9 protein-coding genes and 2 pseudogenes are annotated in these 14,597 nt (G+C 74.1%); 1 reads left to right on the top strand and 10 read right to left on the bottom strand.

Features of this window, described 5'->3' with window-relative positions:
* Positions 1-146 precede the first annotated feature (146 nt).
* The 10 genes and pseudogenes from QMQ26_RS09920 to rsmH form a co-directional block, all read right to left on the bottom strand.
* Positions 147-917, bottom strand: coding sequence for a cell division protein FtsQ/DivIB (locus tag QMQ26_RS09920; protein ID WP_100835795.1), 771 nt, complete (start codon positions 915-917; stop codon positions 147-149).
* The gene (murG, locus tag QMQ26_RS09925; RefSeq protein ID WP_100835796.1) at positions 910-2,016 is read right to left on the bottom strand and encodes an undecaprenyldiphospho-muramoylpentapeptide beta-N-acetylglucosaminyltransferase; all 1,107 of its coding nucleotides are present in this window, start codon (positions 2,014-2,016) and stop codon (positions 910-912) included. The genes QMQ26_RS09920 and murG overlap by 8 nt, the downstream gene beginning before the upstream one ends.
* A 6-nt stretch (positions 2,017-2,022) precedes the next feature.
* On the bottom strand, positions 2,023-3,390 hold the full coding sequence (gene ftsW / locus QMQ26_RS09930) for a putative lipid II flippase FtsW (protein WP_404814105.1): 1,368 nt from the start codon (positions 3,388-3,390) through the stop codon (positions 2,023-2,025).
* 109 nt (positions 3,391-3,499) lie between these two features.
* Complete coding sequence (gene murD, locus QMQ26_RS09935) at positions 3,500-4,930, bottom strand: UDP-N-acetylmuramoyl-L-alanine--D-glutamate ligase (protein ID WP_282205458.1); 1,431 nt, start codon at positions 4,928-4,930, stop codon at positions 3,500-3,502.
* Positions 4,927-5,988 (bottom strand): phospho-N-acetylmuramoyl-pentapeptide-transferase, encoded by a 1,062-nt coding sequence (gene mraY / locus QMQ26_RS09940; protein ID WP_282205459.1) that lies wholly within the window; start codon positions 5,986-5,988, stop codon positions 4,927-4,929. Before mraY ends, murD begins: the two co-directional genes overlap by 4 nt.
* A complete protein-coding gene (locus tag QMQ26_RS09945; protein WP_100835800.1) occupies positions 5,985-7,388 on the bottom strand; it encodes a UDP-N-acetylmuramoyl-tripeptide--D-alanyl-D-alanine ligase in 1,404 nt (467 codons plus the stop codon). The genes mraY and QMQ26_RS09945 overlap by 4 nt, the downstream gene beginning before the upstream one ends.
* Positions 7,385-9,026: pseudogene (locus QMQ26_RS09950) on the bottom strand (UDP-N-acetylmuramoyl-L-alanyl-D-glutamate--2,6-diaminopimelate ligase). The gene QMQ26_RS09945 and the pseudogene QMQ26_RS09950 overlap by 4 nt, the downstream one beginning before the upstream one ends.
* A 1-nt stretch (position 9,027) precedes the next feature.
* The gene (locus QMQ26_RS09955) at positions 9,028-11,235 is read right to left on the bottom strand and encodes a peptidoglycan D,D-transpeptidase FtsI family protein (protein ID WP_282205460.1); all 2,208 of its coding nucleotides are present in this window, start codon (positions 11,233-11,235) and stop codon (positions 9,028-9,030) included.
* Positions 11,232-11,813 (bottom strand): cell division protein FtsL, encoded by a 582-nt coding sequence (locus tag QMQ26_RS09960; RefSeq protein WP_318552225.1) that lies wholly within the window; start codon positions 11,811-11,813, stop codon positions 11,232-11,234. Before QMQ26_RS09960 ends, QMQ26_RS09955 begins: the two co-directional genes overlap by 4 nt.
* A gap of 45 nt (positions 11,814-11,858) precedes the next feature.
* Positions 11,859-12,827 (bottom strand): 16S rRNA (cytosine(1402)-N(4))-methyltransferase RsmH, encoded by a 969-nt coding sequence (gene rsmH / locus QMQ26_RS09965; RefSeq protein WP_282205462.1) that lies wholly within the window; start codon positions 12,825-12,827, stop codon positions 11,859-11,861.
* 823 nt (positions 12,828-13,650) lie between these two features.
* Between rsmH and QMQ26_RS09970 the strand changes: the two are divergent.
* A pseudogene (locus QMQ26_RS09970) lies at positions 13,651-14,597 on the top strand (AAA family ATPase).

Consider the following 14,597-nt stretch of genomic DNA (forward strand, 5'->3'; position numbering starts at 1 on the left):
GCGTGTTTCAACGAACACGCCGAGCTTCCCTTTTTCTTTTGAGCCTATGTGATCATCGACCCCGCGGTGAAACCGGGGTGACCACCAAGGGTCGGACCGGAGCCGTGGCCCCGTCAATACCGCCCCCGGGCACAGAACTTACCGGATCAACCCGACACCGCCGGGGCATCCGGCGCACTCACGTCGTAATTCGACGCCTTCTGACCGAGCAGGGCGGTCAGCACCTTCGCCTTCCGGCCGGTGTCCTCCGCACTGCCCCAGCGCACGGTCGCGCCGGAGGCCAGCTTCAGCCGGATGTCGTCGTAGGAGTAGACCGTGAGCGAACCGGCCTGCTGCGCCACCTCCGGCGGGAGGCCCGCGGCCACCGTGATCGCCGAGCGGACCAGGGTCGGGCGGTCGATCACGCCCACCGCGTCCTGGGCCGGCCGGCTCAGTTCGAGCGCCACCACCGGGACGCCGGCCGGGGGCTGCGGCTCGGTGGCGAACTCCACACCGTCCGCGTCGACCTGGACGAAGCCGCCGCCCTCGTGCTGGATCGCCGCCACCGGGCGGCGCTCGGTGACCTTCACCCGCAGGGTGTGCGGCCAGCCGCGCCAGACCTCGGCGTCGGCCACCCGGGGCACCTTCGCCACCTCGGCCCGGGCCTCGTCCAGGTCGACCCGGGCCAGCGGGCCGCGGGCCGTGCCGCCGAGCGCCCGCTCGACGTCCTGCTGGGTCAACCGGCCCGAGTCCAGGCCCTGGACGGCCACCCCGCGGACGTCCAGCGCGGAGGAGAAGAACACCGTCCAGCCGAGCGCCCCGGCCACCAGCGCGCCCAGCGCGACCAGCACCGCGACGCCCCGGCGGGAGAGTCGGAGCCGGGGCGGGCGGGCCGGGCCGCCCTCCTCCAGCTCCTCCTCGTACTCCTCGTCAGCCACGGCGGCGGCCGCCGCGGGCGGCCTCGATCGCCTCGTACACCATCTGCACCAGCAGGTCGTCGGCGTCCCGGCGGCCGAACTCGGCGGCGGAGCGCGACATCTCCCACAGCTTGGCCGGGTCGGTCAGCACCGGCAGCACGTTCTTCAGCACCCAGTCCGGGGTCAGCTCGGCGTCGTCGACCAGCAGACCGCCGCCCGCCTTGACCATCGGCTGGGCGTTCAGCCGCTGCTCGCCGTTGCCGATCGGCAGCGGCACGAACGCGGCCGGCAGGCCCACCGCGGCCAGCTCGGCCACCGTCATCGCACCGGCCCGGCAGAGCATCATGTCGGCCGCCGCGTACGCCAGGTCCATCCGGTCCAGGTAGGGCAGCACCCGGTACGGCGGCATGCCCGGGATGTCGTCGATGGTCGGCAGCTCGTTCTTCGGACCGACCGCGTGCAGGATCTGCACCCCGTACTGCTGGAGCCGGGGCGCGATCGCCTGCACCGTCTCGTTCAGACGCCGGGCGCCCTGCGAGCCGCCGGAGACCAGCAGGGTGGGCAGCCGCTGGTCGAGGCCGAAGTAGTGCCGGGCCTCCGGGCGGACGGTGCCGCGGTCCAGGGTGGCGATGGTGCGGCGCAGCGGGATGCCGATGTACCGGGAGTCGCGCAGCTTGGAGTCCGGGGTGGAGACCGCGACGAAGTCGCTGTAGCGGGCGCCGATCTTGTTGGCCAGGCCGGGGCGGGCGTTGGCCTCGTGCACCACGATCGGCACGCCGGCCCGCTTGGCCGCCAGGTAGGCGGGCATCGCCACGTAGCCGCCGAAGCCGACCACCGCGTCCGCGTTGACCCGCTCGATCACCTCCTGGGCGGCGCGCACGGTGCCGCGCAGCCGGCCCGGGACGGTGATCAGCTCCGGGGTGGGCTTGCGGGGCAGCGGCACGGCCGGGATCAGCGCCAGCTCGTAGCCGCGCTCCGGGACCAGCCGGGTCTCCAGGCCGCGCTCGGTGCCGAGAGCGGTGATCCCGACGGACGGGTCGTGCCTGCGCAGCGCGTCCGCGAGCGCCATGGCCGGCTCGATGTGACCGGCGGTCCCGCCGCCGGCGAGTACGACATGCACCGAAATTCACCGCTCCCTGCGCGGCGGCCGGGGGGCCTTGCGCGCTGTGGTTTTCCTACCTGGCAGCACCCGGTCCAGGACTGGCCCGAACCGGGAGTTGGCCCCTTTTCGCCATCTGCGGGGCCGGGCAGCCAGCGCTGCCTTCGCCGCCGGGGAGCTGCGTGCGAAGCACAGCAGCAGCCCGACGGCGCACATGGCCGACAGCATCGCGGAGCCGCCGTACGAGAACAGCGGCAGCGGGACGCCCGCGATGGGCAGGAGTCCCAGCGCCGACCCCAGGTTGACCACGGCCTGAGCCATGATCCACGTGGTGGCGGCGCCCGCCGCGTACCGCACGAACGGGTCCGTGGTGCCGAGGGCCACTCGGATACCCGCGTAGCCTAGTGCCGCGAAGAGGCCGAGTACCGACAGCGTCCCCACCAGTCCGAGTTCCTCGCCGGTCGCGGCGAAGATGAAGTCGGTGTGGGCCTCCGGCAGTTGCCCCCACTTCTCCACCCCGGCACCCAGTCCGGACCCGAACGGTCCGCCCGCGGCCAGGGCGTACAGGCCGTGCAGGGCCTGGAAGCAGTCCATCGAGGGGTCGGGCTTGGTGACGCCGACGCAGGAGAGCCGGCCGAGGCGGTGCGGCACGGTGATGATCAGCGCGGTGCAGGCGACCACCGCGATGCCCAGGGTGGCGGCGAACAGCCGCAGCGGGGCGCCGACCATCCACAGCAGGCCGAACAGCATGGCGATCAGCACCATGGTGGTGCCCATGTCGCCGCCGATCATGATCAGCATCATCAGCACGACGGTGCCGGGCACCAGCGGGACCAGCAGGTGCTTCCACCGGTCCAGCAGGTGGGTGCGCTGCTTGCGGGCCAGCAGGTCGGCCGCCCAGAGCAGCAGGGCGAGCTTGGCGAACTCGGAGGGCTGGATCTGGAAGAAGCCCAGGCTGATCCAGTTCCGGTTGCCGTTGATCCGCACGCCGACCCCGGGGATGGCCACCAGCACCAGCGCGCCCACCACCCCGAACAGCAGCGGGTAGGCGGCGGTGCGCAGCACCCGGACCGGGGCCCGGGTCAGCACCACGGCGATCGCCCCGCCCAGCAGCAGGGCGATCAGCTGCTTGCGGAAGAAGAACGTCATCGGCAGGCCGTACTCGACCACCACGCTCTGCGAGGCGGAGAACACCATCACCAGGCCCAGCACCACCAGCAGCAGCGCCGCGCCCAGGATCAGGTAGTACGGGGTCAGCGGGCGGGCCATCAGGTAGCCGAACCGCTCCCGGGCGGCCCGGAAGCGGGCCAACGGGCCGGCCGACTTGAAGGTGGTGGTGGTCGCCGAGATCAACTGGAGGCCCCGGGGCGGCTCCTTCTCCCTGGTCGGCACCACGGGCTCCTCACGGTTCGGGTCACGGACGGGAACGCGCCGGGGGTCCTCCGACGGCGAGGCCGCGCCCAGGCGGCGGACTGCCCGCGGGCGCGACCTCGTGGTGCGTGCTTCAGGGCCGCAGGGCCCGGACGGCGGCGGCGAACGCGTCCCCGCGCTCACCGTAGTTGGTGAACATGTCCATCGACGCGCAGGCCGGTGCCAGCAGGACGGTGTCGCCCTTCTCGGCGGCGGCGGCCGCGGCCGCGACGATCGCGGTCATCGCCTCGGCGCCAGTCTGGCCCGGGGCCGGCTCGAAGACCGGGACCTGCGGGGCGTGTCGCTCCAGCGCCTCGCGGATCAGCTGCCGGTCCTGGCCGATCAGCACGGCGGCCCGCAGCCGGGGGGCGGCGGCGGCGACCAGCTCGTCGAAGGTGGCGCCCTTGGCCAGGCCGCCGGCGATCCAGACCACCGGCCGGTAGGCGGCCAGCGAGGCGGCGGCGGCGTGGGTGTTGGTGGCCTTGGAGTCGTCGACGTAGCCGACGCCGTCGATCTCGGCGACGTGCGCGATCCGGTGCGCGTCGGGCGTGAAGGCGCGCAGCCCGTCCCGGACGGCCTTGGCGTCCACGCCGTAGGCGCGGGCCAGCGCGGCGGCGGCCAGCGCGTTGGCGACGTTGTGCGGGGCGGGCGGGCGCACGTCGGCGACGGCGCCGAGTTCGGCGGCGGCGTTGGCCCGGTCGGCGACGAAGGCCCGGTCGACCAGCAGGCCGTCGACCACGCCGAGGTGGGAGACGGCGGGGGCGTCCAGGCCGAAGCCGATCGCCCGGCAGCCCTCCTCGACGTCGGCCTCGCGGACCAGCGCCTCGGTGGCCGGGTCGGCCAGGTTGTACACGCAGGCGACCTGGTTGCCCTGGTAGATCCGGCCCTTGTCGGCGGCGTACGCCTCCATCGAGCCGTGCCAGTCGAGGTGGTCGGGCGCCAGGTTGAGCACCGCGCCGGAGTGCACCCGCAGCGAGGGCGCCCAGTGCAGCTGGTAGCTGGAGAGCTCGACGGCCAGCACGTCGTACGGCTCCGCGGCGAGCACCGCGTCCAGCACCGAGACGCCGACGTTGCCGACGGCGGCGGTGCGCTTGCCCGCGGCGGTGAGGATCGAGGCCAGCATCTGGACGGTGGTGGTCTTGCCGTTGGTGCCGGTGACGGCCAGCCAGGGGGCGGGCTCGCCGGTGGCGGGGTGCGGGGTGCGCAGCCGCCAGGCGAGTTCGACGTCGCCCCAGACCGGGACGCCGGCCGCGGCGGCGGCGGTGAACAGCGGGCTGTCGGGGGCCCAGCCGGGCGAGGTGACGATCAGGGCGGTGCCGTCCGGCAGGCTCGCGCCGTCGCCGAGGCGGACGGCGACGCCCTGCTCGGTGAGGGCGGCGGCCTTGGCGGCGAGGCCCGGGCCGTCGCCGCCGTCCACCACGGTGACGTGCGCGCCGAGCCCGTGCAGGACGCGGGCGGCGCTGACCCCGGAGAGGCCGAGTCCTGCGACGACGACCGGAAGGCCGGCCCACTCCGGGTTGTTCATCCGGTCACCCACCCCGCGTAGAAGAGTCCGAGTCCGACGGCGACGCACAGGCCCTGGATGATCCAGAACCGGACCACGATCAGGACTTCGCTCCAGCCCTTGAGTTCGAAGTGGTGCTGGAGCGGCGCCATCTTGAAAACGCGCTTGCCGGTCATCCGGAACGACCCGACCTGGATGATCACCGAAAGGGTGATGATCACGAACAGGCCGCCGAGGATGGCGAGCAGCAGCTCGGTGTGCGAGACGATGGCCAGGCCGGCCAGCGCGCCGCCGAGGGCCAGCGAGCCGGTGTCGCCCATGAAGATCTTCGCGGGCGAGGTGTTCCACCACAGGAAGCCGAAGCAGGAGCCCATCAGCGCGGCGGCGACCACGGCGAGGTCCAGCGGGTCGCGGACGTCGTAGCAGGAGGCGGTGGCCTTGAGCGCGTAGGCGCAGTTCTGGCCGTGCTCCCACAGACCGATGAAGGTGTACGCGCCGAAGACCATCACCGAGGCGCCGGTGGCGAGGCCGTCCAGGCCGTCGGTGAGGTTCACGCCGTTCGACATCGCGGCGATCATGAAGTAGGCCCAGATGACGAACAGCACCGGGCCGATCGCCCACTTGAAGTCCTGCACGAAGGACAGGTGGTCGGAGGCCGGGGTCAGGCCCCGGCTGTCGCTGAACTGCATGGCCAGGATCGCGAAGGCCAGGGCGACGAAGGACTGGCCGAGCAGCTTCGCCTTGGCCCGCAGGCCCAGCGAGCGGCGCTTGACCACCTTGATGTAGTCGTCCAGGAAGCCGACCAGGCCCAGGCCCGTGGTCAGGAACAGCACCAGCAGGCCGGAGGCGGTGGGGATCTCGCCCGTTATCGCCTTGGTCCCGAAGTAGGCGATCAGTGTCGCCAGGATGAAGGCGATGCCGCCCATGGTGGGCGTGCCGCGCTTGCTGTGGTGCGCCTTGGGGCCGTCGTCGCGGATGTACTGGCCGTAGCCGTGCTTGGCGAGCAGCTTGATCAGGGCGGGGGTGCCGAGCAGGGTCAGCACCAGGCCGATCATGCCGGAGAAGAGGATCTGCTTCACTTCGCGGCACCGTCCGCGAGCAGCGCCTCGGCGACCTTCTCCAGACCCACCGAACGGGATGCCTTCACCAGGACCACGTCCCCCGGCCGCACCTGACTGCGCAGCAGCTCGATCGCCGCGTCCGCGTCGGACACCAGCACCGACTCCTCACCCCACGAACCTTCGTTCCTCGCGCCCAGTTCCATCCGGGCCGCCTCGCGTCCGCCGACCGCCACCAGCTTGGTGATGTCGAGCCGTACCACGAGCCTTCCGATGGTGTCGTGCTCGTCGAGGCTGTCCTCGCCGAGCTCCCGCATCTCACCGAGCACCGCCCAGGTGCGGCGGCGCTCCGGGCCGGTGCCCGCCATCGTCGCGAGGGTCCGCAGCGCGGCCCGCACGGACTCCGGGTTCGCGTTGTAGGCGTCGTTGACGACGGTGAGGCCATCGGCCCGGTCGACCACCTCCATGCGCCAGCGGGACAGCGCACCCGCCTCGCTGAGTGCTTCGGCGACGCGGTCGACGGGCATCCCGAGCTCCACCGCCACCGCTGCGGCGGCGAGGGCGTTCGAGACGTGGTGCTCACCGTACAGGCGCAGCCGCACGGGTGCGGAACCGGCCGGGGTGCTGAGCGTGAACTGCGGCCTGCCGGTGGCGTCCAGGCGAACGTCGGTGGCCCGGACGTGGGCGTCCGGGGACTCGCCGAACAGCACGACGCGGGCCTTGGTGCGGCTGCTCATCGCGCGCACCAGCGGGTCGTCGGCGTTGAGGACGGCGACGCCCTCGGGCGAAAGGGCCTCCACCATCTCGCCCTTGGCCTCGGCGATCGCCTCGCGGGAGCCGAACTCGCCGAGGTGGGCGGTGCCGATGTTGAGGACGAGTCCGACGGTGGGCGGGGTGATGCCGGTCAGGTACTCGATGTCGCCCTTGTGCCGGGCGCCCATCTCCATCACCAGGTGACGGGTGGTCGGGGCGATCCGCAGCGCGGTCAGCGGGTGGCCGATCTCGTTGTTGTGCGAACCGGCCGGGAAGACCGTCTCGCCGTGGCCGGAGAGCAGTTGGCCGATCAGGTCCTTGGTGGAGGTCTTGCCGGCCGAGCCGGTCAGGCCGACGATCCGCACCTCGTCGGCGCGGGCCACCACGGCGCGGGCGAGCCGGCCGAGCGCGACCACCACGTCGTCCACCAGGATCGCGGGCACGCCGACGGGCCGGGTGGCGAGCACCGCGACCGCGCCGTCGGCGACGGCCTTCGCGGCGAAGTCGTGGCCGTCGACGCGCTCGCCGGCCACGCACACGAACAGCCCGCCGGGCTCGATCTGCCGGTTGTCGGTGACCACCGCGCCGGTGATGGACGCCTGCGGGTCCGCGCCGTCGAGCGTCCCGCCGACGGCGTGCGCGGCCTCGGCCAGGGTGAGAGAGATCATCGCTCCGCCTCCATCAGCTGCTCAATCGCGACCCGCAACACCTGGCGGTCGTCGAACGGGCGGACCTCGCCCTTCACGTACTGGCCCAGTTCGTGGCCCTTGCCGGCCACCAGCACGGTGTCCCCGGTGTGGGCCCGGGCGACGGCCAGGGCGATCGCCTCGCCCCGGTCGGGGACGGCGAGCACCTCGCCGCGCTCCTCCTCGGACACCTCGGCGGCGCCGGCCAGCATGGTGGCCAGGATCGCCAGCGCGTCCTCGGAGCGCGGGTTGTCGCTGGTGAGGACGGCGGTGTCGGCGAGCCGGGCGGCGATCGCGCCCATCGGCCCGCGCTTGTACGGGTCGCGGTCGCCGCCGCAGCCGACCACCACGTGCAGCCGGCCCTTGGTGACCTCGCGCAGCGAGGCGAGCACGGCGCTGAGCGCGTCCGGCTTGTGGGCGTAGTCGACCACGGCGACGTAGTCCTGCCCGGCCTCGACCTTTTCCAGCCGGCCGGGCACCCCGGCCACCGCGGCCACGCCCGCCACCGCGGCGTCCAGGTCGATCCCGGCGGTGACCAGCGCGGTGATCGCGCCCAGCGCGTTGGCGACGTTGAACGGGCCGGGCAGCGGCACCGCGGCGTCGGCCTGCTCGCCGTTCGGGCCGAGCACCCGGAACGTCGAGCCGGACGGGCCGAGTTGGACGTCGACGGCGCGCCAGTCGGCGGCCGGGTCGCCGGACGCGGAGAAGGTGGTCATCGGGATGCGGGCCTCGCCGGCCAGCCGGCGGCCGTAGGAGTCGTCCCGGTTGGCGACGCCCCGGCGGGACTTGCCCTCCTGGAAGAGCCGGGCCTTGGCCCGGTAGTAGTCCTCCATGTCGGGGTGGAAGTCGAGGTGCTCGGGCGTCAGGTTGTTGAACAGCGCCACGTCGTAGACCACGCCGTCGGTGCGGCCGTACACCAGCGCGTGGCTGGAGACCTCCATCACCACCGCGTCGGCCCCGGCCTCGCGCATCACGCCGAGCACGGCGTGCAGTTCGGTGGCCTCGGGGTGGTGCGCTCGGACTTGATCCGCTCCTCGCCGACCCGCATCTCGACGGTGCCGATCACGCCGGGCAGCCGGCCGGCCCCGCGCAGGCCGCCCTCCACCAGGTAGGAGGTGGTGGTCTTGCCGTTGGTGCCGGTCAGACCGATCATCAGCATGCTCTCGCTGGGCGCCCCGTAGACCGCGGCGGCCAGCGGGCCCATCGCCTCGCGCGGGCTGTCCACCACCAGCAGCGGGACGCCGGCGCCGGCGGCCAGTTCGGCCCCGGCCGGGTCGGTGAGCACCGCGACCGCGCCGGACGCCGCCGCGCCGGCGGCGAACGCCGCGCCGTGGTGGTTGGCCCCGGGGAAGGCCACGTAGACGTCGCCGGGGCGCACCGCCCGGGAGTCGTGGGTGACGCCGGTGACCTCGGGGCCCTCCTGGGGGCCAGGCCGAGCAGCCGGGCCGCCTCGGCGAGGGGCAGCGCCGCGGTGCGGCGGGGGCGGGGCGGGCTCGCGGGGGTTTGATCGGGTTTCGGCACGGCCGGAAGGCTATCGGCCCCGCGCCCCCCGGGGCCAAACCGGGCCTGCTCCGTGACGTTGCTCACAGGGCGCTGCGCGCGCCGGGGGGTGTCGCTCATCTCAGGGTTTCCAGTCGACGGGCAGGTTCGGCGCCTCGCTGCCGCTCGGCGGGACCTGGAGGGTCTTGAGGGTGAACTCCATCACCTGCTTGAAGACGGGCCCGCACAGCTGCCCGCCGAAGTGCCCGTTGACCGGGTCCTGGATGACGCAGGAGACCGTCACCCGGGGCTGGTCGGCGGGCGCGAAGCCGATGAAGGAGGCGGTGTACCCGGAGTACTTGCCGGTCTTCGGGTCCACCCGGTTGGCGGTGCCGGTCTTGCCCGCCACCCGGTAGCCGGGAATCTTCGCGGTGGTGCCGGTGCCCTGCTCGTCGGTGACGACGGACTCCAGCATCTCGGTCAGCGTCTTGGCGGTGCCCTCCGAGACCACCCGGTTCTGCGCCCCGGCCGCCGCGGGCGTGAAGGCGCCGTCCGGGCCGGTGGTCCCGGCCAGCAGGCTGGGGGCGACCCGGACGCCGCCGTTGGCGATGGTGGAGAACACCGAGGTGGCCTGCAGGGCGTTCACCGACAGGCCCTGGCCGAACGGGATGGTGTACTGCTGCGAGCCGCTCCAGTCCTCGGGCTTGGCCAGGATGCCGCGGGTCTCGCCGGGGAAGCCCAGGCCGCTGGGCTTGCCGATGCCGAACCGGTCCAGGTAGTCGGCCAGCACCTTGTTGGACTCGGCCTGGGTGGCGCCCAGGTGCTCGGCCGCCTCGATGGTGCCGATGTTGGAGGACTTGGCGAGCACGCCCGCCAGGGTCAGGTACCAGGTCTCGTGGTCCACGTCGTCGTGGAACACCCGGTCCGAGCGCTGGAGCGTGTTGGGCACCTCGACGTGGGTGTCCCAGTCGGCCTTGCCGGTGTCCAGCACCGCCGCCATGGTCATCAGCTTCGCGGTCGAGCCGGGCTCGTACGCGTCCTGGAGGGCCGGGTTGCCGAGCTGGTCGGCGCGGGCCGAGGAGAGGTCGTTCGGGTCGAAGCCGGGCGAGGAGGCCATCGCCAGCACCTGCCCGGACTTCACGTCCTGGACGATCACGTAGCCCTTCTCCGCCCCGGCGTTGGCGACCTGGTCGGTGATGGCCCGCTGGGCGGCCCACTGGACGTCGGGGTTCACGGTCAGCCGCAGGTCGGTGCCGGGCACCGGGTCCTGCCGGGCGCCGCCCGCGGTGGCGACCCGGTTGCCGCCCGCCGAGGCGTACGTGGAGTGGCCGTCCTGCCCGGCCAGCAGCTGCTGGTACTGGAGCTCCAGGCCGCCGGTGCCGACGCCCTCCGCGTTGACGAAGCCGACCAGGTTGGCGCCCAGGCCGCCCGCCGGGTAGCTGCGCCGGGTCGACTGCTCCCAGAACATCCCGGCCAGCGGGTTGACGCAGGCCGCGTCCAGGAACTGCCGGCCGCCCTTGTCGGCGGGCTTCTTGAGCAGTTGGACCTGGGCGCGGCAGGCCGCGGTGTCCACCTGCTTGGTGAGCGAGGACTTCAGGTCGGCGATCTGGTTCTTCGCCTCCGGGGTCTGCCGGGCCATCACCAGCGCGTACTGGCTCTTCGGGTTCTTGCTGTTCAGGTGCAGCTTCTCGGCGAGCTTCTCCTTCGGCTGCCCGAGGATCGGCGCGAGCAGCGCCGCGGCCTGCTCCGGCGCGTCCGGCAGGTGGGTGACCTCCGGGGTGAACATGGTCGGGTCGGCGGTGATGTCGTACGCGTCGACCGAGGTGGCCAGCACGGTGCCGTCCGCGGCGGTGATCGAGCCGCGCTCGGCGGGCAGCGCCACCCGCACGTACTTGTTGGCGCCCGCGGCGGCGGCCAGCGCGTCGGAGTCCAGCAGCTGCAACTGCACCAGCCGGCCCGCGAAGATCGCGAACACCAGCAGCAGGGAGACCGTCACCAGCCGCAGCCGGCGCCGCGGATCGGCCAGCTTGATGGTCCGCGCCCCGGACGGGGCGGGGCGGCGCGGCGCCGCCGGGCGGCGGGCCGGGCGGGTGCCCGGGCGCGGCGGGGCGACCTCGCGGTGTCCGGCGGCGGCGCGCGGCCGGGCCGGGCGGGCCGGGGCGCCGTCGGCGGCGCGGCGCGGTTCGGCGACCCGGCGGCGCGACGGCGGCGGCTCGGTGGGGCGGCGGCGCGGCGACTGTTCGGCGGGGCGGCCCGAGCCGGCCCGACCGGCGGCGGAGCGGCCCGAGCCGGAGCCCGAGCCGGACGGGGTGCGGCGCGGGCGGGGCGCGTCCCCGGGCGGGCGGCTCACCGCTGCGCCCCGGCGGACGGGCTGCCCGAGGGGCTGCCGGACGGGCTGCCCGAGGGGCTGCCGGACGGGCTGCCGGACGCGGCACCGGCCGGCGGGGCGGGCGCGAGGTCGATGCCCGGGTCGCCGGGGCTCGGGCTCGCGCCGGGCGAGGCGGCCGGGTCGGAGGGCGCGGCGCTGCTGGGGCGCGGCACCGGCGGCTTGTCCTCGGCGGCCCTGGCCTTGCCGGTGACCGAGCCGTCCGGGTTGAGGAAGACCGGGTCGCCGCCGGCCACCATGCCGAGCTCGCGGGCCCGCCGCTCCAGCGCGTCGGGCGCGGACTGCTCGGCGATCTGCTGCTGCAGGGTCTGCTGCTGGTCGGTGGCCTCGGTGGTCTGCCGCTTGAGCCGGGAGAGGGTGAACGATCCTTCGTTCAGGGCGGTGTTGAGCATCAGCAGGCCGAGCAGCCCGGCCGACAGCAGGGTGACCACCAGCACCGCGAACGGGGTGCGCCCCCGCATCGAGCGCGCCCCGGGCCGGACGGTGATCCGCGCCCTGCCCCCCTGCCCGGGGACGCTCCCCCGGGTCCGCTCGCCGGCCACCGGCACCGCTCCACTCCCCTTCGCTCCGCTGCTCCCGGCGGCTGGCTACCTCCGGGTCCGTCTGATCCTCTCCGCCACGCGCAGCCGCACGGGCGCGGCGCGCCGGTTCTCCTCGATCTCCTCCTCGGTGGCCAGTTCGGCACCGCGGGTGAGCAGTTTCAGCCAGGGCTGGAGCTCCTCGGGGATCACCGGCAGGCCCGGCGGGGCGGTGGAGGTCGCGCCCGCCTGGAGGTACTGCTTGACCAGGCGGTCCTCCAGCGACTGGTAGGACATCACCACGATCCGGCCGCCCACCGCCAGGGCGTCCAGCGCGCCGGGGACGGCCCGGTCCAGCACCTCCAGCTCGCCGTTGACCTCGATCCGCAGCGCCTGGAAGGTCCGCTTGGCCGGGTTGCCGCCGGTGCGCCGGGTGGCGGCCGGGATGGCGTTGCGGACCAACTCCACAAGACGAGCGCTGGTGGTGAACGGTTCCCGCTCGCGTTCCCGCAGAACGGCGGAGGCAATCCTCCCGGCGAACCGCTCCTCGCCGTACACCTTGAGGATGCGGGCCAGGTCGCCGTGGCCGTAGGTGTTGAGCACCTCGGCGGCGGAGATGCCGCGGGTCTGGTCCATCCGCATGTCCAGCGGGGCGTCCTGGGCGTAGGCGAAGCCGCGGTCGGCCTCGTCCAGCTGCATCGAGGAGACGCCGAGGTCGAACAGCACGCCCTGCACCTCGGGGACGTCCAACTCGTCCAGGACGCGCGGGATCTCGTCGTACACGGCGTGCACCAGGGTGGCCCGGTCGCCGAACCGGGCCAGCCGGGCGGCGGAGAGCTCCAGGGCGCGCGGGTCGCGGTCGACGGCGATCAGGCGGACGTCCGGGAAGCGGGTCAGCAGGGCCTCGCTGTGGCCGCCCAGGCCCAGGGTGGCGTCCACCACGACGGAGCCGGGCGCCGAGATCGCCGGGGCCAGGGCGTCCAGGCAGCGCTCCAGCATCACCGGGATGTGCCGGGGGGCGGGGCTGTCGGTACTCATACGGGGGCGGGGCCCTTCCTCAGGTGCGGTGTGGCCGGGCCATTCTCGCGCACCGGGCCGGCCGCGCCGCACACCGCCCGTGGTCCCCGCCCGCTCGCTCGGGGGAAGGAGCGACCGCCCGGCACCGGGGAAGGTGCGCCAGGTGGGCACGGAGCGGGAGGAGGCCGCGGGCTGCGTGCGGGACGGCCGGCCCGGCGCGGAGAGCGGCCCGCCCGCCCGTCCGCCGGGCGCCGTCCGCCGTGCTCCACTGCGCCTGCAGCCTATCGCCCGCGCCCCGCCAGTCAACGTTCCGCTCCGGCGCACCACCCGGCCGGCGGTATCGGTTCGCGCAGGTCGGACGGGTGGCCGGGCCGCCCGGGGGCCGGGGCGCGGGGCCGGGCCCCCGCGCCGGGCGAACCGGGGCGAAGCCGTCCGGACGGGCCCGGGGCCGGGAGCGCGGCAGCGCACCGCCCCCGGGCACCCGCACCGCGGTGGACGCCGACGTCCGGCGGGGGCGCGCCCCGCCGTTCCCGCCGCGCACCGGCGGCGTCCGGGGCTCCGGGTCCGACGTGCGCACCGGCCCGCCGCGGGAGATCCGCCGGGGCGGGCCGAAACCGCCCGGGCCGGTCCCTCGTCCCAAACCGGGACAGCCTTCGCGTCTCGCCCGGCCGGGTGACTTCTGGCCGTGGGACAGGGAAGAATGCGCCAGGTATTCGGGGTGGGCCGGGCTCGAACCAGCCGCCCGGCGACTGTGCAACATGGGAGCGTACGGGTGACGACGATCAGCGGGCAGGGCACGGACCAGCCGGAGCCGGACCGGTACGACCGGCGGGAACCGACCGGTCTGGCGGAGCTGGCGGCGGTGGTCGACCGGGTCCGGAAGTCCGTGGAGAGCGTGATCGAGGGCAAGCCGGAGGCGATCCGGATCGCCCTGACGGTGCTGCTCGCCGAGGGCCACCTGCTGCTGGAGGACGTGCCCGGCGTCGGCAAGACCATGCTCGCCAAGGCCCTGGCCCGTTCGGTGGACTGCACGGTGCGCCGCATTCAGTTCACCCCGGACCTGCTGCCCTCCGACGTCACCGGCACCAACGTGTTCGACCAGCACCAGCGGGACTTCGAGTTCCGGCCCGGCGCGATCTTCGCCCAGATCGTGGTCGGCGACGAGATCAACCGGGCCTCGCCGAAGACCCAGTCCGCGCTGCTGGAGTCGATGGAGGAGCGCCAGGTCACCATCGACGGCACCACCCACGAGCTGCCCTCGCCGTTCATGGTGATCGCCACCCAGAACCCGGTCGAGATGGAGGGCACCTACGCCCTGCCCGAGGCCCAGCGGGACCGCTTCATGGCCCGGATCTCGATCGGCTACCCCAGCGCCGACGCCGAGTTCGCGATGCTCGACCTGCACTCCGCGGCCAACCCGCTGGACGACCTCCAGCCGGTCGCGCACGCCGCCGACCTGCTCAAGCTGATCGACCTGGTGAAGACCGTCTACGTGGCCGACCCGGTCCGCCGCTACGCCGTCGACCTGGTCGCCGCCACCCGCACCACCTCCGAACTGCGGCTCGGCGCCTCCCCCGGGCCACCCTGCACCTGGTCCGGGCGGCCCGCGCGCACGCCGCCCTGGACGGCCGCGACTACGTGCTCCCGGACGACATCCAGGCGCTCGCCGTCCCGGTGCTGGCCCACCGCCTGCTGCCCACCTCGGAGACCCAGCTGAGCCGCCGCACGGTCGAGCAGGTGGTGCTCGACCTGGTGGCCCGACTGCCCATCCCGCGCCCGCAGGGCCGCTGA

This window comes from Kitasatospora fiedleri, from assembly GCF_948472415.1.
Taxonomy (GTDB): Bacteria; Actinomycetota; Actinomycetes; order Streptomycetales; family Streptomycetaceae; genus Kitasatospora; species Kitasatospora fiedleri.